Annotated in this window: 17 protein-coding genes; 13 read left to right on the plus strand and 4 right to left on the minus strand. The window is 43.0% G+C overall.

What is annotated here, in order from left to right; genetic code table 11:
• The first annotated feature begins 156 nt into the window (after positions 1–156).
• The 6 genes from pabC (at position 157) to ACYVGZ_RS00910 (ending at position 6,991) form a co-directional block, all read left to right on the plus strand.
• Complete coding sequence (gene pabC / locus ACYVGZ_RS00885; RefSeq protein ID WP_460749863.1) at positions 157–960, plus strand: aminodeoxychorismate lyase; 804 nt, start codon at positions 157–159, stop codon at positions 958–960.
• 8 nt (positions 961–968) lie between these two features.
• Positions 969–1,997: an endolytic transglycosylase MltG gene (gene mltG / locus ACYVGZ_RS00890; RefSeq protein ID WP_460749866.1), complete on the plus strand. Its 1,029-nt coding sequence runs from the start codon at positions 969–971 to the stop codon at positions 1,995–1,997.
• A gap of 12 nt (positions 1,998–2,009) precedes the next feature.
• Positions 2,010–2,645, plus strand: coding sequence for a dTMP kinase (gene tmk / locus ACYVGZ_RS00895; protein ID WP_460749869.1), 636 nt, complete (start codon positions 2,010–2,012; stop codon positions 2,643–2,645).
• Positions 2,646–2,647: 2 nt separating this feature from the next.
• On the plus strand, positions 2,648–3,583 hold the full coding sequence (gene holB / locus ACYVGZ_RS00900) for a DNA polymerase III subunit delta' (RefSeq protein ID WP_460749871.1): 936 nt from the start codon (positions 2,648–2,650) through the stop codon (positions 3,581–3,583).
• A 6-nt stretch (positions 3,584–3,589) separates the two neighbouring features.
• On the plus strand, positions 3,590–4,396 hold the full coding sequence (locus ACYVGZ_RS00905; RefSeq protein ID WP_460749874.1) for a TatD family hydrolase: 807 nt from the start codon (positions 3,590–3,592) through the stop codon (positions 4,394–4,396).
• Positions 4,397–4,540: 144 nt separating this feature from the next.
• Positions 4,541–6,991 (plus strand): Lon protease family protein, encoded by a 2,451-nt coding sequence (locus ACYVGZ_RS00910; protein ID WP_460749876.1) that lies wholly within the window; start codon positions 4,541–4,543, stop codon positions 6,989–6,991.
• Here the strand turns inward: ACYVGZ_RS00910 and ACYVGZ_RS00915 are convergent.
• Positions 6,988–7,269: a hypothetical protein gene (locus tag ACYVGZ_RS00915; RefSeq protein WP_460749879.1), complete on the minus strand. Its 282-nt coding sequence runs from the start codon at positions 7,267–7,269 to the stop codon at positions 6,988–6,990. The genes ACYVGZ_RS00910 and ACYVGZ_RS00915 overlap by 4 nt on opposite strands.
• A 118-nt stretch (positions 7,270–7,387) precedes the next feature.
• Between ACYVGZ_RS00915 and ACYVGZ_RS00920 the strand changes: the two genes are divergently transcribed.
• The 7 genes from ACYVGZ_RS00920 (at position 7,388) to ACYVGZ_RS00950 (ending at position 15,832) form a co-directional block, all read left to right on the plus strand.
• Entirely contained in the window at positions 7,388–7,747 is a 360-nt protein-coding gene (locus ACYVGZ_RS00920; protein ID WP_460749882.1) for a hypothetical protein, read from the plus strand.
• A 153-nt stretch (positions 7,748–7,900) separates the two neighbouring features.
• A complete protein-coding gene (locus ACYVGZ_RS00925; protein ID WP_460749884.1) occupies positions 7,901–8,980 on the plus strand; it encodes an AraC family transcriptional regulator in 1,080 nt (359 codons plus the stop codon).
• 203 nt (positions 8,981–9,183) lie between these two features.
• The gene (locus ACYVGZ_RS00930; protein ID WP_460749886.1) at positions 9,184–10,956 is read left to right on the plus strand and encodes an acyl-CoA dehydrogenase; all 1,773 of its coding nucleotides are present in this window, start codon (positions 9,184–9,186) and stop codon (positions 10,954–10,956) included.
• Between the two features lie 29 nt (positions 10,957–10,985).
• A complete protein-coding gene (locus ACYVGZ_RS00935) occupies positions 10,986–12,629 on the plus strand; it encodes an electron transfer flavoprotein-ubiquinone oxidoreductase (RefSeq protein WP_460749889.1) in 1,644 nt (547 codons plus the stop codon).
• Between the two features lie 113 nt (positions 12,630–12,742).
• Positions 12,743–13,192 (plus strand): YaiI/YqxD family protein, encoded by a 450-nt coding sequence (locus ACYVGZ_RS00940; RefSeq protein WP_460749891.1) that lies wholly within the window; start codon positions 12,743–12,745, stop codon positions 13,190–13,192.
• A 73-nt stretch (positions 13,193–13,265) separates the two neighbouring features.
• Positions 13,266–14,558, plus strand: a complete 1,293-nt coding sequence (locus ACYVGZ_RS00945) for an NAD(P)/FAD-dependent oxidoreductase (RefSeq protein WP_460749894.1) — start codon at positions 13,266–13,268, stop codon at positions 14,556–14,558.
• A gap of 110 nt (positions 14,559–14,668) precedes the next feature.
• The gene (locus ACYVGZ_RS00950; RefSeq protein WP_460749897.1) at positions 14,669–15,832 is read left to right on the plus strand and encodes an MFS transporter; all 1,164 of its coding nucleotides are present in this window, start codon (positions 14,669–14,671) and stop codon (positions 15,830–15,832) included.
• A gap of 211 nt (positions 15,833–16,043) precedes the next feature.
• Here the strand turns inward: ACYVGZ_RS00950 and yjjG are convergent, their stop codons facing one another.
• From yjjG to aroC, 3 genes are all read right to left on the minus strand, one after another.
• The gene (gene yjjG / locus ACYVGZ_RS00955; protein ID WP_460749899.1) at positions 16,044–16,724 is read right to left on the minus strand and encodes a pyrimidine 5'-nucleotidase; all 681 of its coding nucleotides are present in this window, start codon (positions 16,722–16,724) and stop codon (positions 16,044–16,046) included.
• Between the two features lie 11 nt (positions 16,725–16,735).
• Positions 16,736–17,284 carry an inosine/xanthosine triphosphatase gene (yjjX, locus tag ACYVGZ_RS00960; RefSeq protein WP_460749902.1) on the minus strand — a complete coding sequence of 183 codons (549 nt, stop codon included), beginning with the start codon at positions 17,282–17,284 and terminating at the stop codon, positions 16,736–16,738.
• 62 nt (positions 17,285–17,346) lie between these two features.
• The gene (aroC, locus tag ACYVGZ_RS00965) at positions 17,347–18,444 is read right to left on the minus strand and encodes a chorismate synthase (RefSeq protein ID WP_460749904.1); all 1,098 of its coding nucleotides are present in this window, start codon (positions 18,442–18,444) and stop codon (positions 17,347–17,349) included.
• Positions 18,445–18,449: the final 5 nt, after the last annotated feature.

Raw genomic sequence — 18,449 nt, forward strand, 5'->3', positions numbered from 1 at the left:
CCTAGGACACCGCCCTTTCACGGCGGTAACAGGGGTTCGAACCCCCTATGGGACGCCATTTCTTTGTTTATTTCTTTAATATTCTCTTCGCTCTTAGCCTGTCAGCAGTTACGCTTTTCGGGTATCATCTGTCGTATTTAATTAAGCAGTAATTTTATGTCTTGGTATGTGAATTATCAGCCTTCTTGCCAAATTTCAGTGGCAGATAGAGGGCTGGCATATGGTGATGGGTTATTTGAAACCCTTGCTTATCAACATGGGCACCTAAACAATCTTAATGCCCATTTAAAACGTTTGTTTTTGGGCCTTGAAAGATTGGCAATGGCTTTTTCTGATCAACAGAAGCAACAGCTGCAAACGTTTCTTGATGAACTAATTCTCACTCTTTCTGATAAGCCAAAAGTTATTAAGATTATGGTCACCCGTGGCGAAGGGGGGAGAGGCTATTTACCTCCTTCCAACTGCCATCACAATATCATTATTGGGGTGTTAGAAAGTCCAGATTATCGTGATATCCAAGAGAATGGTGTCAGTCTCACGGTGTCCAATGTGCCTATCAGTGAAAATCCCTATACGGCGGGGTTAAAACACCTCAACAAACTTGAGAACATTCTTGCTAAACAAGCACTTGTTGAACCTTACTTTGAGGCCGTTATGCTTACTCAGGAAGGCAACGTTATAGAGTGTATTCAAAGTAATATATTTTGGTTCAAAGACGGAGTGCTCTTCACCCCAAGCTTGGAGTTTTCAGGGGTGAAAGGGACCGTTCGAGAATCCGTTATTAATCAGCAAACGCTTTTCTCAGTACACCAAGGATGCTTTAAACTAACGGATTTAAAAGCTGCAGATGAAATTTTCATTACCAATAGTTTGATGCGCATTGTTCCTGTTAAGCAGTTTCAAGAAAAAGCATACTCTAACCCTGTTCAAACACAGCAACTAATATCATTACTTTATTAGGACACTTTATGAGACTACTAAATTGGCTGTTAAAAGCCAGTGTATTGGCCATTACGTTATCTGCCATCTTGGTTGCGGTAATTTATCATTATCTTTCAAAGCCCATTAACCTCTCCCAAGATGCAGTGTTTCGAGTCGAAGCGGGGGACAGCTCCATTAAAATAGGTCAAAAACTTCAAGATCAAAAAATTATTGAATACCCACAATTAACACGAATTGTGAGCCGTTTAGATCCCACACTCGTCCCTAAGGTTGGAGAGTACCAACTAGAGCCAGGCATGAACGTGTTTGACGTCATGGCACTGATTAATTCCGGTAAATCGATTTTTTACTCAGTCACCTTGTTGGAAGGTAAGACGACTCAAGAATTCATTAACTTATTGGCGGCCAGAGGTAATATTGAAATGACCTTGACCGATCTGAATAACGAGCAGATTGCTGCTAAATTAGAACTGGATGTTAACAATGCCGAGGGTGTGTTTTTCGCCAACACATATCGCTACCATGACGGTGATACAGACCAAGATATTCTGCTACGTGCTTATAAAATGCAGCAACAAGTATTGACTGAACTCTGGCAAGAGAAAGCCAAAGAGCTTCCCTATGAGTCACCTTATGAAGCGCTAATCATGGCTTCAATTGTAGAAAAAGAAACGGGTGTGGCATCAGAAAGGCCGCTCATAGCCCGCGTGTTTATTAGCCGTTTAGAAAAAAGAATGCGTCTACAAACCGACCCAACTGTTATTTATGGGCTTGGTGATGACTTCAACGGCAATTTAACTCGTAAAGGCTTAAGGCATGATTCGCCTTACAATACCTACCGAGTGTTTGGGTTGCCACCAACACCTATTGCAAATGTAGGGAAAGAAGCCATTGCAGCAGCTCTGAATCCTGGTGAAACTAAGGCCTTGTATTTTGTTGCCAAAGGCGATGGCTCTCATGCGTTCTCCAATACGTTAAAGCAGCACAATCAAGCTGTGGCCAAATATCAATATAAAAGGCGTTCGGACTATCGTTCAAGCCCTAAAGCGGAATAAGAAGAAACCAACATGAAAGGCAAATTTATCTCATTAGAAGGTGGTGAGGGCAGTGGTAAGTCCACTGCCTTAGAGCACATGGAAACCTGGCTTACAGCTCAGAATATCCCTTTTCTTATTACCCGTGAGCCTGGTGGTACCCCATTAGCAGAAGAAATTCGCGAACTTGTGCTAACTAAAAGAGCGGAACCCGTAGCAGAGATGACCGAGCTGTTATTGGTGTTTGCAGCGAGAGCTCAACATTTAACTCAAACCATCATACCTGCCTTAGAAAAGGGCCAGTGGGTGATTAGCGACCGTTTCATTGATTCAACTTATGTATACCAAGGCGGTGGGCGGGGGATTGATACAAGTTTACTAGATACTTTGACCCATCATATTGTGACGGACTTTTTGCCAGATGCTACATTTTTGCTAGACGTACCAGTGTCAGTTGGTCAGCAGCGAGTTGCTCAGCGTAATCAATCTGATCGTTTGGATGATGAAAGTGTTGCTTTTCATGAAACGGTCCGACAAGGCTTTTTAACACTCGCAAAGCAGTCAGAAGAACGTTTCAAAATCATTGACGCGACCCAGAGCATTGACGAAGTCAAAGGGGCCATTAGCAAAGAATTGGCTCTGTTACGACACGTTTGGGATGAGAGGTAGCTATGGATAATCTTGCCCCTTGGTTGCATGCTTCAATACAGCAAATACAAGCTCTTAAACACAATTCGAGCTTATCCCATGCTCTCTTAGTGACGGGTGCTCAAGGAGTGGGGCAAGAAATTTTGGCTCAGCATGTGGCTGCGGATTTAATGTGCCAAAATGCAGCCAAAGCGTGTGGCCAGTGTCATTCCTGCCAGCTAATGATGGCAATGAGTCACCCAGACTTTCATTATTTAAATGGTGAAGAGGGCGCTATAAAAGTCGATAACATTCGCGATTTGGTGCGTAAAATCAACCAAAAAGCGCAAGTAGGGCATAGTAAAGTTGTTTTAATTAGCTGTGCTCATAACATGAATATCAACGCTTCGAACGCCGTACTTAAAGCCTTAGAAGAGCCTGCAGACAACACCTACTTTATTTTAACGACGTCTTATTCTAGCACCTTACTGGCGACCATACGGAGCCGTTGTTTATTGGTTAATCTACCCACTCCGAGTAGACAAGAGGTTGAAAACTGGTTGATCAACCAGTCTGATCAAGCAGAGATTCGAACCTTATTTTGGTTAACGACCCAACCTTATCAACTGCTGGCCTTGCAAAAGGCAAATAAAGTTGAGCTTTATTCCCAGTTACTCATTAATCTAACGAACTTCCTGCAAGGCAATACTTCAGTGGAGGAGGTTGTTAAAAAATGCGATAGCAAAACAATTGCTGACTATTGTGATGGTTTATTAGCCATACTTCATGGTGCTCTTTTACATACTACGGGGGCACCATTAGACCCTACTTTGTCAGAGGTTTTTCAGGCAATGATGACTAAGATGTCCGTAAGAGCTTTAATGCAACGTTATGACGCCATACAAAAATTGAAGCAAGACCTTCAAAAAACCAATTTGAACCCCCATATTCAACTGATACACGAATTAAACCAATGGTAAATAGTTATGTTAATTGATACACACTGCCACTTAAATATGCTGGATTTAGAGCCTTATGATGGCAATTTACAAGCTGCAATAAACGCAGCGGTAGGCCAAGGTGTAGAACAGATCTTGAGTATCAGTGTTGATTTGAAAGATATGGACTTACTGCACAGTTATACCCAAAGAGACGGTGTGTTTGCTAGCTCTGGTGTCCATCCTTTACACAAAGAGGGTTTGTTAAAAAATCAAGATAAGTTAGTTGAGCATGCTCAAAAAGATAAAGTTGTCGCAATTGGTGAAACAGGTTTAGATTACTTTTATGAAGACGATAAGTCGGTGCACCTGGCTCAGCAAGAAAGCTTTGCACTTCATTTAAGTGCGGCGGGTCAGCTTAATATGCCTGTTATCGTCCATACCCGTCAGGCTAAACAAGATACTCTGTCTTTAATCCGCGAGCACGGTAATACTAGTAGTGCTGGTGTGTTGCACTGCTTTACCGAAGACTATCAGATGGCTAAGGCGGCGCTGGATTTAAACTATATGATTTCTATTTCCGGTATTGTGACATTCAAAACAGCTCAAGAGTTAAGAGAAACGGTTCAAAAGTTGCCATTAGACGCGTTATTAATCGAAACAGATTCCCCTTACTTGGCTCCAGTTCCCCATAGAGGCAAAAAAAATGAGCCCAAATACGTAAAAGACGTGGCGCAATTTGTGGCAGATATTAAAGGCGTACGCTATGAAGAGCTGGTTGCTACCACCGCTGCCAACTTTCATCGCCTTTGCCCAAAAGTTGATCCACATAATAGATTGGCGGTTGTTTCGTAAAAAAGCTTGAACTAGCGCTAGAATTTACTTCTGGCGCTTAGCTATCAGTCAGTGCTAATCTAAAAAAATATATATAAAACAACGTACAATTAAACGTTGTTGGTTCGGTATAAGCGTACCGACGAATTCTAGAAGGAAGTATTTATGTCTAGTATGGTTAAAGCTCTCCCATACGCAGCCCTTGCCGCGAAAGTTCCCAGTAATCACCTACCTTTTGATACCTTAAACGACATCGAACCTTTAAGCGGCATCCTTGGCCAAGAACGTGCTGTAGAAGCCATTCAATTTGGTGTTGCTATGCAGCGCCCCGGTTATAACGTGTATGCTATGGGCGACTCTGGAACCGGCCGCTCTTCATACGTGATGAACTACCTGAAAAGTGAAGCGAAGCGCAATACTGCGCCAAATGAATGGGTTTATGTTAATAATTTCACTGAGTCCCATCGTCCTAAAGCGCTTGAGTTTCAACCTGGTCATGCCAGCATTTTCGAAAATGAAATACGCACTTTAATCGACGGATTAATGGTAACTTTCCCAGCGGCCTTTGAAAATACCTCTTACCAGCAACAAAAAGGAGTGATTGATAGAGCTTTCAATGAGCAATATGAAGCCGCTATCAATAAAGTAGAACGAGTATCTGTGAAAATTGGTGTGGCGATGTTCCGTGATGCCTCATCAGTCAGTTTTGCTCCTATGAAGGAGGGCAAGGCTCTTGAGGAAAGTGAATTTGCTGCCCTAAGTGATGAAGAAAGAGATGCCTTTCAAGAAGGGGTTTCAACTCTTGAAAGTTTGCTCAATGAAGAACTGCTTAGCTTACCTCAGTGGAAGCGTGCTACTTATGAGCAAATTCGCCAGCTAAATAAAGATACCGTAGAAGAAGCATTAGGCCCTTTAATGGCTGGCTTATTTGATAAGTATCAAGACAACACTGAAATCAGTGCCTTCTTAACTGCGATGCGGGAAGACCTTGATAAAGTCATTATTGATCAGATGGGGGACGATAAGGCATCAGAAAATCGCGATGAGATCGGTCGTCGTCAGCTATACGAAGAACTTTATCTGCCAAACATTGCGGCCACTCATCAAGAAGATGGAGGTCAGCCTGTTGTTTATGAGCCCCATCCAACTTACCGTAATTTATTTGGACATGTAGAGCACAGTAGTGATCAAGGTATGCTCATTACAAGCTATCGCCTTATTCGTTCTGGCAGTTTGCACAGAGCAAATGGTGGCTACTTGATTCTAGATGCTGAAAAGCTGCTGACAGACCATTACTTATGGGAAGCATTGAAGCGAGCTCTCAAAAATAAACATCTTAAAATAGAGCACCCTTATGCGGACATGGGCTTAATGAGCACCATGACCCTGTCGCCGCAAGATCTGCCATTGCAAGTCAAAGTGATCCTAATAGGCTCAAGAGATATTTATTATTTACTTCAAGATGCCGATCCAGATTTTCAAGAGATGTTTCGGGTATTGGTTGACTTTGATGACACCTTAAAGCGTAACAAAGATTCAGAGCTGGCTTTCGCTCGACTCATGAAAGATCGAGTTGATAAAGAAGAATACGCCAATGTTACCCGTGATGGTGTGGCTTCTTTGATTGAATACAGTAGCCGTTTGGCCGAGCATCAAAGAGAAATGGCCGCTAAAATTGGTGATGTATTTGAGCTCCTTGGTGAAGCAGATTTTGTTCGTCAAATGGCAAAAGATGAACAAATTACACAAGTCCACATAAAACGAGCGCTGACGGCCAAAAAGCACCGTACGGGGCGAGTAAGTGAAAAGATCATAGAAGAGATCTTAGAAGGTACTGTGCTATTAGAAAGTGATGGTCTTGCAGTGGGTAAAATTAATGGACTCACGGTGATGCAAATTGGCGACAGTAGCTTTGGCGCTCCAGCACGTATTTCCACAACGGTTTACCCTGGTGGCAAAGGAATCATCGACATTGAAAGAGAATCCAACTTAGGGCAAAACATTCACTCAAAAGGGGTTCTGATCTTATCCGGCTATCTAGGTAACAAGTACGCTCAGCGTTTTCCACTGGACATTTCTGCCTCTATTGCCATGGAGCAGAGTTATGGTTATGTGGACGGTGACAGCGCTTCTACCGCAGAGCTTTGTTGCTTATTGTCTGCCTTAATTCAAGTTCCCTTGCGACAAGACCTAGCCATTACAGGCTCTTTGAACCAATACGGCGAAGTTCAAGCCATTGGTGGCGTGAATGAAAAAATTGAAGGTTTCTTTAATGTCTGCCAAGCCCGCGGTTTAACTGGCCAACAAGGAGTAATTATTCCAAAGTCCAATGCCAATAACCTGATGCTCAATGACGAAATTATTGCTGCTGTTAAAGAAGGGCAATTCCATATTTATGCCATCTCGACGGCGGATGAAGCTTTACATCTTTTGACCGGTATTGAGCCAGGTCAACTCGATGAAGAAGGTCAGTATCCTGAAGGCTCTTTATCTGCTCGTGTGATTGATCGCTTAGAAGAAATTTCCAAATTGGGTGATGACGAAGATGAAGAAGACGAGGAAAGTGATGACCAAGACAACCAAACTCAAGATAAGCACAATAACAAAGAAAGTTAGTACTTTCCTTTTGTGCGCTTGATAATTTGCCCGTTACACTGAGTATCAATTAATAAGAAAACCGTATAATAGAGGTCGTTTATCTGTATATAGGTAGCGACCTCTTTTCTTTTACTCGGTAAATGCTTTTTTAAGACAAGGGCGGCTCGAAACACCTTACCATTATATTGGCTGGTGACAATTTTATTTGCTGTTTGTCGTGCTTCAAGATCTGGGCACTCAGCGTAAGCGCTCATCGCAAGCAAACTGATGAGGCTGGCGCTCAAAAACCGTATCATGGTATTTTCTCTTTGTTAAATTCACTCTTTAGTGCTATTTAATCATTTGATTGCTCAGTTTAACAGATGAACTTGCTAGCATTGACTGATACAATGCCCGCGCACAAGAGAGGAAATTATGGCTCGTTTGAAAAAATCACGCACCATGCGCGGAAAGCTTGGAAAAACCGGTTCTAAAGAAATGATGAAAGAGCAAAATAAAGCTCGTAAGTCATCGTCTTTGCGTAAATTTGCAGCTAAAAAAGCTAAAACTCGTAAAGAGCAAGCGCATCGTAAATTAGAAAGACTGGGCTTATTGCCTGAGCAAGAACAAGAAGCTGCGCCAGTAAGGCCACGTCGTTTTGTTTTTGAAGCACCTAAAAAAGAGACTGAAGAAAACAAACAACCGGTGCAAAGCACCTCGACCACAAAACAGTCTAGTGAGTCAGATGAACTGACCATGGACGATTTGCTGTCGGCGTTTACTGAACAACAGTAGTTTGTTGTTACTAATAAAAAAGGCTGCTCTGCAGTCTTTTTTTATGCTTAAAAATCCTTAAGATAAATACATAAAATCTCTAACTTGCTTACGTCTGGATAGCCGGATGGCGAGTATAGACAATACACACACTCATTTAATTAAGCAGTTTTTATGAATTTAACTACCTCTGTTCCAATGTCTAGCGTTCGATATCTTTTGAAATCCGCGGAAAACCACGGGCTCAATAGCCAAGATATTTTACACAGCGTCGACATTGACCCTGCATTAGTTGAAGAGTCGGAACAGTTTCCGGCTTATGAATATGGCATGCTGTATCAGAAGATCATGTGGTTAATGCAAGATGAGTCTTTTGGTATGTTAAGTGGCGGTAAAATGCCAAATGGTGCATTTAGAATGATGTGTCTAAGTATCATTCATGCTCCATCGTTAGGCCATGCTTTGCATCGTTGTAGTGATTTTTATGAAATCTGCCGTGGACCTAAAATAAAACCCGTACTGATTAAAAAAGGGCGTTTTGCCCTCGTTACATTTGCTCCGGTTAGCGCCGCTCAAGCAGAAATAACCTCTTTGTTGAAAACAGAGTCAAACGAGCGCCTAAGAACCACCTTGTCCATGTGGCACCACTTTATTTGTTGGTTAATAGGTCGCAGATTAACCCTTAAAGCAGCGTATTTTACGACCAGCCGCCCTCATGACATAGAGTACGATAAAACCCTCTTTCAATCGGAAGTAAAGTTTAACCAACACGCCAATGCGCTGGTTTTTCCAGCCAGTTATCTTGAAATGCCTGTGGTACAGACTGAAGACACTCTTCGCAGCTTTCTCAAAACAGCCCCTTATCAATTACTGGTGATGGTACAAAACGATAACAGTTTGAAATCACGTGTTATAGCCATTTTAGGCAAAGATTTTTCGCGTGAAATGCCCAGTGCCGATGAAGTCGCCTCTAGTTTGAATATGAGTGTATCTACCCTCCGTAGAAGACTGAGTGAAGAATCCACCTCTTATCAGCAAATTAAAGATGAATCTCGCAAAGAAGCGGCTATCACCTATATGAATGTACCAAGGTTAAGTATTAATGATATTGCCAGTCTAATGGGATTTGACGAACCTAGTGCTTTTTTCCGTTCCTTTAAAAAGTGGACTGGAATGACACCAGGGGAATACCGCAAAAGTGATGAGTATCTTAAAAAAGTAGAAATGGACCCGCTTGGCCAACATAGCGCTTAATGATTAAGTTGGTGGTAAACAGGGCAGCTTCTGATTGAAAATATAAGTTATTATCAAAACAGAAACCTAGTCTGCATGGCACTTGAACCCGCTAGTGAGTGTATTTGTTAGAAATTTAGCCTCCTTTTGTTATTGAGACACAGCGCATATTTTACGATTCTATAGTGAATCATCCGCTCGGATAATCACTGGAGAATAATAAAATGAGCGAGTACCATTACCCACAGAACGATATTCAATTTAGCCTTCAAGCGATTGCCAAATTTGATCGCCTTGATCCCTTCTACGAAGAAGAGCTTAGCCAAGATCTCATCGAAGCCATTTTATCTGAAGCTGGCAAACTGACAGAACAAGAATTTGCTCCCATTAATAGCAGTGGCGACCAGCAAGGTAGTCGTGTTGAGAAGGGGGAAGTATATGAAGCGAAAGGTTTCAAAGAAGCATTTCAGACTTACGCTCAAGGTGGCTGGTTGGCCCTAGCAGGCTCTCCTGAATACGGTGGGCAAGGCTTACCATCCAGCTTGGCAACGGCCGTGAACGAAGGCGTTCAATCTGCTAACCTTGCATTGTCCCTATGTCCTTTATTAAGCCAAGGAGCAATCGAAGCCATAGAATCCCATGCCAGTCATGAACTAAAAGAAACTTACCTGCCAAAAATGTTATCTGGCGAGTGGACTGGCACAATGAACCTCACGGAACCCAATGCGGGTTCGGATTTAGCTGCAATTGCTTGTAAAGCTTTTGAAGAAGGCGATCACTTTAAAATCAAGGGTCAGAAAATCTTTATTACTTGGGGTGATCACCAAATGAGTGACAACATCATTCATTTGGTATTGGCCCGCTTACCTGATGCGCCAGCAGGTGTAAAAGGGATTTCTTTGTTTTTAGTTCCTAAGTTCCTACTTGATGAAAATCAACAGCCCGCAGAGAAAAATGATGTTCAGGTTGTGTCTGTAGAACACAAAATGGGGATTCATGCATCACCCACTTGTGTCATGAGTTTTGGTGATAAGGATGGGGCCGTTGGTTATTTGGTGGGTGAAAAGCACCAAGGTATCAAGGCAATGTTTACCATGATGAACAACGCTCGCCAAGGGGTAGGCTTACAAGGCTTAGCCATCTCTGAGCGCGCTTACCAACAAGCACTGGTCTATGCTCACGAACGAAAACAAGGTATGCGTGCTGATCAATCAGAGCGTGCAGCAATTATAGAGCACCCTGATGTGTTACGCATGCTGATGGTCATGAAGTCTCAGATTGATGCCATGCGTTCGCTGATCTATGTCGCCGCAGTTGAAAACGATTTATCAAGTAAAACAGAAGGGGAAGCGCAGAAGGCGGCCAGTCGTCGTACCGCTTTGCTGACTCCAATTGTTAAAGGCTGGATCACTGAGCAGGCTCAAGAAGTCACTTCTTTGGCTATTCAAGTGCATGGGGGCATGGGCTTTATTGAGGAAACCGGCGTAGCGCAACATGCACGGGATGCCCGTATTTTACCTATTTACGAAGGTACAAATGGCATTCAAGCCATTGACTTGATTGGTCGTAAACTTGCTTTTGATCAAGGCGCAGCTATGTTTGAACTATTGGCTGAAATTAAAGCTGAACTTGAAAGCTATATTGATTCTGGTGTTTCCAATAATGCTAAAAAAGTGCTGGCTTATGATGACCACATTCAACAAGCGACACAAAACTGTTTACTGGCAATGAAAGATAATGCGGTATTAGGTACTGCATCTGCTTATGCTTACATGATGGCAATGGGCTACTACATAGGTGCATGGTTGCAAGTAAGAGGACAATTTGCGGCTCAGTCTTCAAAGCTATTGCATGATGGTCAAAAAACTTCTTGGACACATTCAGCAGACTTTTATTGTGATCATGTTTTATCCAGAGTACAGGGCTTCATTCTTGCTATTGAAGAAGGCCAAAATTCGGTAACACAATTGAATGCAGCGAGCTTTGCACGAGATTAAAAGAAAAAATAAGAACGGAGTACATTGTTATGATAGACAGAGAAGTAATGGAGTTTGATGTAGTCATTGTAGGTGGTGGACCTGCGGGGCTATCAGCTGCATGTCGTATCATGCAAAAAGCGCAACAAAACGAACAAGAAATTAGTGTCTGCTTGGTGGAAAAAGGTTCAGAAATTGGCGCCCATATTTTATCTGGTGCCGTAGTGGAAACCACCGCCTTGGCAGAACTCTTTCCAGATTGGCAAGCAATGGGTGCGCCTTTAACCACACAAGTTAACAGCGACCAGTTGCACTGGTTATCGTCCGAACAAAGCAGCAAACAAATGGCGAACTGGATGGTGCCAAAAACTCTTCATAATGAAGGCAACTATATTATTAGCCTGGGTAATTTAACTCGTTGGCTTGCTGAACAAGCTGAGGGCTTGGGGGTAGAAGTATTCCCAGGATTCGCAGCAGCCCAAATTGCCTATAATGAAGCCGGTGAAGTTGAAGGTATTATCACCGGCGATATGGGGGTAGGGGCAGACGGTTCAGAGAAAGACGGCTACATGCCAGGCATGATTTTAAAGGCCAAATACACTTTATTTGCCGAGGGGTGCCGTGGCCACCTTGGTAAAGAGCTGATGGCGCGTTATGAACTCGACAAAGATTCTGCTGTGCAACATTATGGCCTAGGCATTAAAGAGCTATGGGATGTGCCTGCCGAGAACAGTAAACCAGGCACTGTAATACATACGGCTGGCTGGCCCTTAAGTAAAGAAGCGGGCGGTGGTGGCTTTTTATATCACTTAGAAAATAACCAAGTAGTGGTTGGGTTGATTGTCGACTTAAACTACAAAAACCCACACCTTAGCCCTTATGAAGAATTCCAGCGCTATAAACATCACCCATTAATTGCTCAGCACTTACAAGGAGCCAAACGCGTCGCCTATGGTGCTCGTGCTATTGCTAAAGGAGGCTGGGCATCTTTGCCTAAAATGTCTTTCCCTGGTGGGCTACTCATCGGTTGTGATGCAGGTACCCTTAACCCTGCAAAAATTAAAGGTACTCACACAGCAATGAAAAGTGGCATATTAGCCGCCGATACAGTGTTAGAAAACCTGTTAACGGAACAAAGAGATTTGCAGGTATTCAATGACAGAGTCGCGCAATCGAGTTTAGGTAAAGAGCTTAAGCAAGCACGTAATTTTGTCCCTGTAATGCACAGCTTAGGCACATTTTGGGGTGGCGCTTACAACTGGCTTGATCAAAACCTATTTTCAGGGGGGCTACCCTTTACCTTTAAGGATGAAACCCCAGATTATGCAACCCTTGAACCGGCTGCAGACCATGCTAAACCAAGTTACCCTAAGCCTGATGGTTTATTAAGCTTTGATCGTTTGTCTTCAGTGTTTTTATCCAATACTAACCATGAAGAAGACCAACCGTGTCACTTACAACTGAAAGACCTCGATACACCGATTCGATCGAACTTACCCAAGTTTGATGAACCTGCTCAAAGATACTGCCCAGCAGGAGTGTATGAAGTTGTTGAGCAGGAAGGGGAGCATAACTTTCAAATCAATAGCCAAAACTGCCTGCATTGCAAGACCTGTGACATTAAGGACCCGGCACAAAACATCACTTGGGTGACGCCAGAAGGTGCAGGTGGGCCAAATTACCCAAACATGTAACCAATAAGAAACTTAAGATTGATAGGGGGCTTTATTGCCCCCTTTGTCCATTCAAGTCTGGATTTAGTGAGCTCCATGTTTGATAATAGACCTTTCGAATCTGAGGTATTGTCATGCGATTATGGGTTGATGCAGACGCTTGTCCAAATGTGATCAAAAACATTCTATTTAAAGCCGCCGAGCGTGTTGAAATTCCCTGTATTCTTGTAGCAAATCAAGCTATCTCAATCCCACCTTCAAAATGGATCGAACGTCGTGTTGTTTCGTCTGGTTTTGACGTTGCTGATAACTACATAGTAGATGAATTAGATTCCGAAGACATTGTTATTACGGCGGACATTCCACTAGCGGCCGATAGCATTGAAAAAGGCGCCATCGCAATAAACCCAAGAGGTGAGTTGTACACCCGTGAAAACATTCGACAGCGTTTAAACATGCGTGATTTTATGGAAGAGTTACGATCTTCTGGTGTACAGACCTCAGGCCCTGCTAGTTTCAGCCAACAAGATCGTATGGCATTCGCTAACACCCTTGATAAACTTTTAGCTAAACGAAGAAAATAGACCTCATAACTTGAGTATTGAGAAAAGCGCTCATTGAGTACTTTTCTGAATATTTAAGTTTATGGGTATCAATATGAAAAAAATTGTTGTGGTAGGCGGTGGTGCCGGTGGTTTAGAACTGGTTACTAAACTAGGCCATGGGTTCGGTAAGAACAAACAAGCTGAGGTCATTCTGATAGATCGCAGCCAAACGCATATCTGGAAGCCGCTTTTACATGAAGTAGCGACAGGCTCGTTGGACATTAATAACGATGGATTAAACTATCGTGCACACTCTGCTAAGCATCATTACCAGTTCCAACTTGGCAACCTGATTGATGTTGACCCGAAAGAGAAAGCGTTAACCCTTGAAGCCCTGACTGACGACATGGATCATGTCATTTTACCTGAACGTAAGGTTCATTATGATATTCTCATCATGGCCGTTGGAAGCATTAGTAATGATTTCGGCACACCTGGCGTTGCTCAGCACTGTTACTTCTTGGACTCTCATAAACAAGCTGAACGTTTCCAACAGGCTCTACTAAAACACTTTATGCGCGTGCATCAGGCTGGGGCTGAAGAAAAACTGAAAATAGCCATTGTTGGGGGCGGTGCCACAGGGGTGGAGTTATCCGCCGAGCTTTTCCACGTTGCCGATTTACTCAAGGCCTATGGCATGCCAGAAATGTCAGGCAAGCGAGTGCAAATAGAACTTATTGAAGCTGGACCAAGAATTTTACCCGCTTTACCAGAACGAATTGCCGCCTTGGCCAGTAAAGAGCTCAGTCGTTTAGGGGTTAGTATTAAGCAAAATACCCGTGTTACAAAGGCATTTGATGGTGGTTTTGCAACGGCTGATGAAGGCCAAGAGATTCAAGCAGACCTTATGATATGGGCTGCTGGAGTAAAAGCACCAAACTTTGTGGCAGACATTGAAGGCCTGGAAACCACCAGAAACAATCAGATTCTGGTAAGTGGTACTTTACAGACACCGCAATTTGAAGACATTTATGTGATTGGCGATTGTTGCGCTTGTAAACAGCCAGATGGCACCTTTGTCCCTCCAAGAGCTCAGTCCGCCCACCAAATGGCGAGTTTAGTATTTAGCAATATTAAAGCATCGTTCAGAAGTGAGCCTCTAAAAGAGTATCAGTATAAAGATTATGGCTCCTTGGTAAACTTAAGTACTTACAGTACAGTCGGAAGCCTCATGGGGAACTTAACCAGCCGTTCTATGTTTATAGAAGGGCGTATAGCTCGCTTTGTCTACATTTCTTTGTACCGTCTTCATTTGATCGCCATCCATGGTTGGCTGAAAGCCAGTGTTATCATGGCGGCACAAAAAATTGGCAAAGTGGTGAAGCCGAAACTAAAACTTCATTAATTTAATGATTTTTACCCAAGCTTGACGCTAGTTAACCTTAGGTCAATGCTGATTTACCTAAAAGCGCTCATTTTGAAGCGCTTTTTTATTTTATTTTTTTAAGGAATATTATGCTTGCTTATCAGTGGGGGATTTTTGCTCTCGCCTTAGGAACATTTGGTTTAGGAACAACAGAATTTATGCCCATGGGCCTACTACCTGTTATAGCGGATGGCGTGAATGTCTCCATTCCTGCGGCAGGTCTAATCATCAGTGCGTATGCCGTTGGTGTTATGGTTGGAGCGCCGGTCGTAACGCTATTTTTGAATCGTTATAGTCATAAGACCGCATTATTGGCGTTAATGGTTATTTTTGTGGTCGGCAACACCGTTTCTGCTTTGTCATTCAACTATGAAACTCTAATGGTGTCTCGGGTTATCACCAGTTTATCGCATGGTGCTTTTTTTGGTATTGGTGCGGTCGTGGCGATGAATCTTGCTCCTTATCATAAAAAGGGCTCTGCAGTGGCCGCTATTTTATTGGGGCTTACTATCGCCAATATTATTGGCGTGCCAATCACCACATGGATAGGGCAAACGTTTGATTGGCGTATGGCCTTTGCTGTGACAGCCGTGTTAGGTGTGGTTGCCATGCTAGGACTACAGAAAAGCCTACCAAGCATGCCGCGAGCAGACAAAGTAGATGTAAGAAGTGAACTTAAGGTTATCATGCAGCCGGATGCGTTGAGAGCCTTCGCGACCACAGTGATGTGCGCAGGCTCTATGTTCACTTTATACAGTTACATTGCGCCTATAATGCAAACTTTGGCTAATACCAGTGATAACGGCATTGCCATTATGTTAATGCTAACTGGCATAGGGTTTACGCTAGGGAACTTCATAAGTGGTAAAGTAACTGATAAATCGCCAGATTTAGCTTTATTCGTATTTTTAACCCTGCAAGTGGTGGTGTTACTTTTGTTTAGCTTTACGGCAACCAGCTTTGTTGGAGCATGCATAACCATACTCGCTTGGGGAACAGTGATTTTTGGCAGTGGACCGCCATTGCAGATGCAAGTGATGAAGATCGCAGCTGCAGCGCCAAGCCTAGCATCATCTGTGAACATTGGTGCCTTTAACCTTGGAAATGCATTGGGTGCTGCACTTGGAGGCTTAGTGATAAGTCTCGGTTTTAGCTTTAGTTGGATTCCAGCTACGGCAGCGGCGTTATCCTTGATTGGTTTAATCATGGTCTGGATTAATAAATTGAAACGACCAACAGAGGTAACAGCTTAGACTGATAGGTTTTGTTTTGCAGCTCTGTACCATGCGGAGCTGCAATGAAACTTGCTTAAGCATAGCAATGGGTTTCTTATAGCGGTTTTTAGATAAAAACTAGGAAACATGGGAAGAAACTTTGCAATTAGCTAATATACACTATATTTCCGATAATAACATTTATCGGAAATAGTAAGAGTGAAACCGCTGCACTACAACGGCGTTTTTATTAATGCTGAGTTAACCATTCTCTTAGTTGATCCAGGTGTGTCACTTCTATTGTTGGTTTTATTTCGCTGTCATTCAGTCTGTCTTTCGCATTGAGCCAGCAAGTATCAAATTGCATTTGATTGCCCCCTAATATATCGGACTCTAAAGTATCACCAACCATTAGTATTTGCTCTGCAGTTACTTGTCCCATTTTGCTCAAAGCAAATTCAAAGATTCGTTGATCGGGTTTGGCAAAACCAACGAGCTCAGAAATAACTAGAATATCGATGTATTGGCCGAAATTTGTTTTGTTCAGTCGTATCTCTTGCAGTTGTTCAAAGCCGTTGGTAATGATGCCAATGTTGACTTGTTGCTCTTGTAAATACTCTAGTAAGTTTTTTGCGCCTTCAATGGGCTCACAAATTTCTGCCATTGCATTTAAAAATGCGCTGTTTAAACTCAGTTCATCTGTACCGAGTTTTTTGGCCCATTCGCTGAATCTTTGTGTCTGTAATTCTTTTGCGCCAATTTTACCGTTTTGATATTGAACCCATAACGGCTTATTTACTCGCTGATATTGTTCAAAATCGGCCTGTGTGAAATCAATTCCATAATCCTTCATCATGTGTTTCATGCCCTGAAAATTATCAAAATGAAACAAGGTTTCATCGGCATCAAAAAGAATCCATTTATACTTCATATTATAGTTACTCATAAATAATGTTCAGGATGTAAATAAGGCGCTAACGCCAGAATCATGGCTTGCTGATAAATGGAGCCCCTTGTAGCATGGTTATTTGTAAATAAACCAATCGCGCCGCCTTTTTGTTTAATATTGTCTGTGCCGAATACATCGTCCATTACTGGCCCTAATTCTTCACCAGATTTAAGGCGCTGATAGATGCTAATAGGCAACGGCAAGCTGGCGGTTCGACCAATTGACAATTGCTCGTTCTGATCAATGATGGCCATATAGGCAAAGGTATAAGCGCCCTTTTCTTCGCAATCTACACCTGCTTCCATGGCAACGTAGAAATCAAATTGTGTTTGCTCATCTGAGTTTTGGCAATGCCAAGCTCTATTGATTGCCCCTTGTTTTGTTTCCTCTGCCGACATAGGTTGTTCTGCAACGTTGGAAGGAGCGTGCATGCCTTGGGTAATGACTTTCTTACCTTCAAACAAGGTGCTAAAAGCCTCTTTCGCTGCGTTTATTTTCACTGGGTTCAGGGAGCCCACACAGACTCTAATGATTTGGGTCATAATTCACTCTTAAAATAGAAAATGCCACTAAAAAGTGGCATTTTAAGTAACCGTATTAGGCTTTATCTTTGGCTATTAATAACCGGCGTGGGACACGACACTTCGGCATTTTGAGCTCTGTGGCGCATTAGATGATCCACCAAGGTTAGTGCCAGCATTGCTTCCGCAATCGGTGTGGCGCGAATACCCACACATGGGTCATGACGGCCTTTGGTAATGACTTCAATGGGTTGTCCTGAACGGTCAATACTCTTACCAGGTATTGTAATACTGGAAGTTGGTTTCAGTGCCATATTAACGACAATGTCTTGGCCTGAAGAAATGCCACCTAAGATGCCGCCAGCATGATTAGACAAATAACCTTCTGGAGTCATTTCATCACGGTGTTCGCTGCCCTTTTGCTCAATGACATCAAAGCCATCACCAATTTCTACCCCTTTAACAGCGTTGATGCTCATCATCGCTTTAGCAATATCTGCATCAAGGCGGTCAAATACCGGCTCACCAAGTCCCGGCATAACATTGCGGGCAATCACGGTGATCTTGGCACCAATGGAGTTCCCTTCACGGCGAAGGGCTGTCATATAGCTTTCTAGTTCAGGGATAGCATCAGGATCTGGGCTGAAAAAGCTGTTTTCATAAACCTGGCTAAGGTCTTTCACTTCCAGTTTGATTGGGCCTAACTGAGATAGGTAACCTTGTATTTCAATGCCGAAAGTTTGCTTTAAATATTTTTTAGCAATTGCTCCAGCTGCAACTCGCATGGCTGTTTCACGGGCAGAAGAACGGCCACCGCCGCGATAATCCCGAAAGCCATATTTTTGGTCGTAAGTATAATCTGCGTGGGCTGGTCGGAAAGTGTCTGCGATATTTCCGTAGTCTCTCGATCTCTGATCTTTGTTTTCGATTAACAGGCCAATCGGTGTGCCGGTTGTTTTGCCTTCAAAAACGCCAGATAGGATTTTTACTTCATCAGGTTCACGGCGCTGTGTTGTATGCTTAGAGGTGCCAGGCTTTCTTAAATCCAGGTCTTTTTGTAAGTCCGCTTCACTGATTTCAATTCCTGGCGGGCAACCATCTACAATGGCTCCCAAAGCTAAACCGTGGCTTTCGCCAAACGTGGTCACACGAAAGATAGTTCCAAATGTGTTGCCAGACATAGTGT

Source organism: Marinomonas epiphytica (assembly GCF_054780655.1).

What these genes read in the sequence shown, in the direction of transcription:
- pabC (WP_460749863.1), top strand. Translation starts at nt 157, where the DNA reads ATGTCTTGGTATGTGAATTATCAGCCTTCTTGCCAAATTTCAGTGGCA.
- mltG (WP_460749866.1), top strand. Translation starts at nt 969, where the DNA reads ATGAGACTACTAAATTGGCTGTTAAAAGCCAGTGTATTGGCCATTACG.
- tmk (WP_460749869.1), top strand. Translation starts at nt 2,010, where the DNA reads ATGAAAGGCAAATTTATCTCATTAGAAGGTGGTGAGGGCAGTGGTAAG.
- holB (WP_460749871.1), top strand. Translation starts at nt 2,648, where the DNA reads ATGGATAATCTTGCCCCTTGGTTGCATGCTTCAATACAGCAAATACAA.
- ACYVGZ_RS00905 (WP_460749874.1), top strand. Translation starts at nt 3,590, where the DNA reads ATGTTAATTGATACACACTGCCACTTAAATATGCTGGATTTAGAGCCT.
- ACYVGZ_RS00910 (WP_460749876.1), top strand. Translation starts at nt 4,541, where the DNA reads ATGTCTAGTATGGTTAAAGCTCTCCCATACGCAGCCCTTGCCGCGAAA.
- ACYVGZ_RS00915 (WP_460749879.1), bottom strand. Translation starts at nt 7,269, where the DNA reads ATGATACGGTTTTTGAGCGCCAGCCTCATCAGTTTGCTTGCGATGAGC.
- ACYVGZ_RS00920 (WP_460749882.1), top strand. Translation starts at nt 7,388, where the DNA reads ATGGCTCGTTTGAAAAAATCACGCACCATGCGCGGAAAGCTTGGAAAA.
- ACYVGZ_RS00925 (WP_460749884.1), top strand. Translation starts at nt 7,901, where the DNA reads ATGAATTTAACTACCTCTGTTCCAATGTCTAGCGTTCGATATCTTTTG.
- ACYVGZ_RS00930 (WP_460749886.1), top strand. Translation starts at nt 9,184, where the DNA reads ATGAGCGAGTACCATTACCCACAGAACGATATTCAATTTAGCCTTCAA.
- ACYVGZ_RS00935 (WP_460749889.1), top strand. Translation starts at nt 10,986, where the DNA reads ATGATAGACAGAGAAGTAATGGAGTTTGATGTAGTCATTGTAGGTGGT.
- ACYVGZ_RS00940 (WP_460749891.1), top strand. Translation starts at nt 12,743, where the DNA reads ATGCGATTATGGGTTGATGCAGACGCTTGTCCAAATGTGATCAAAAAC.
- ACYVGZ_RS00945 (WP_460749894.1), top strand. Translation starts at nt 13,266, where the DNA reads ATGAAAAAAATTGTTGTGGTAGGCGGTGGTGCCGGTGGTTTAGAACTG.
- ACYVGZ_RS00950 (WP_460749897.1), top strand. Translation starts at nt 14,669, where the DNA reads ATGCTTGCTTATCAGTGGGGGATTTTTGCTCTCGCCTTAGGAACATTT.
- yjjG (WP_460749899.1), bottom strand. Translation starts at nt 16,724, where the DNA reads ATGAAGTATAAATGGATTCTTTTTGATGCCGATGAAACCTTGTTTCAT.
- yjjX (WP_460749902.1), bottom strand. Translation starts at nt 17,284, where the DNA reads ATGACCCAAATCATTAGAGTCTGTGTGGGCTCCCTGAACCCAGTGAAA.
- aroC (WP_460749904.1), bottom strand. Translation starts at nt 18,444, where the DNA reads ATGTCTGGCAACACATTTGGAACTATCTTTCGTGTGACCACGTTTGGC.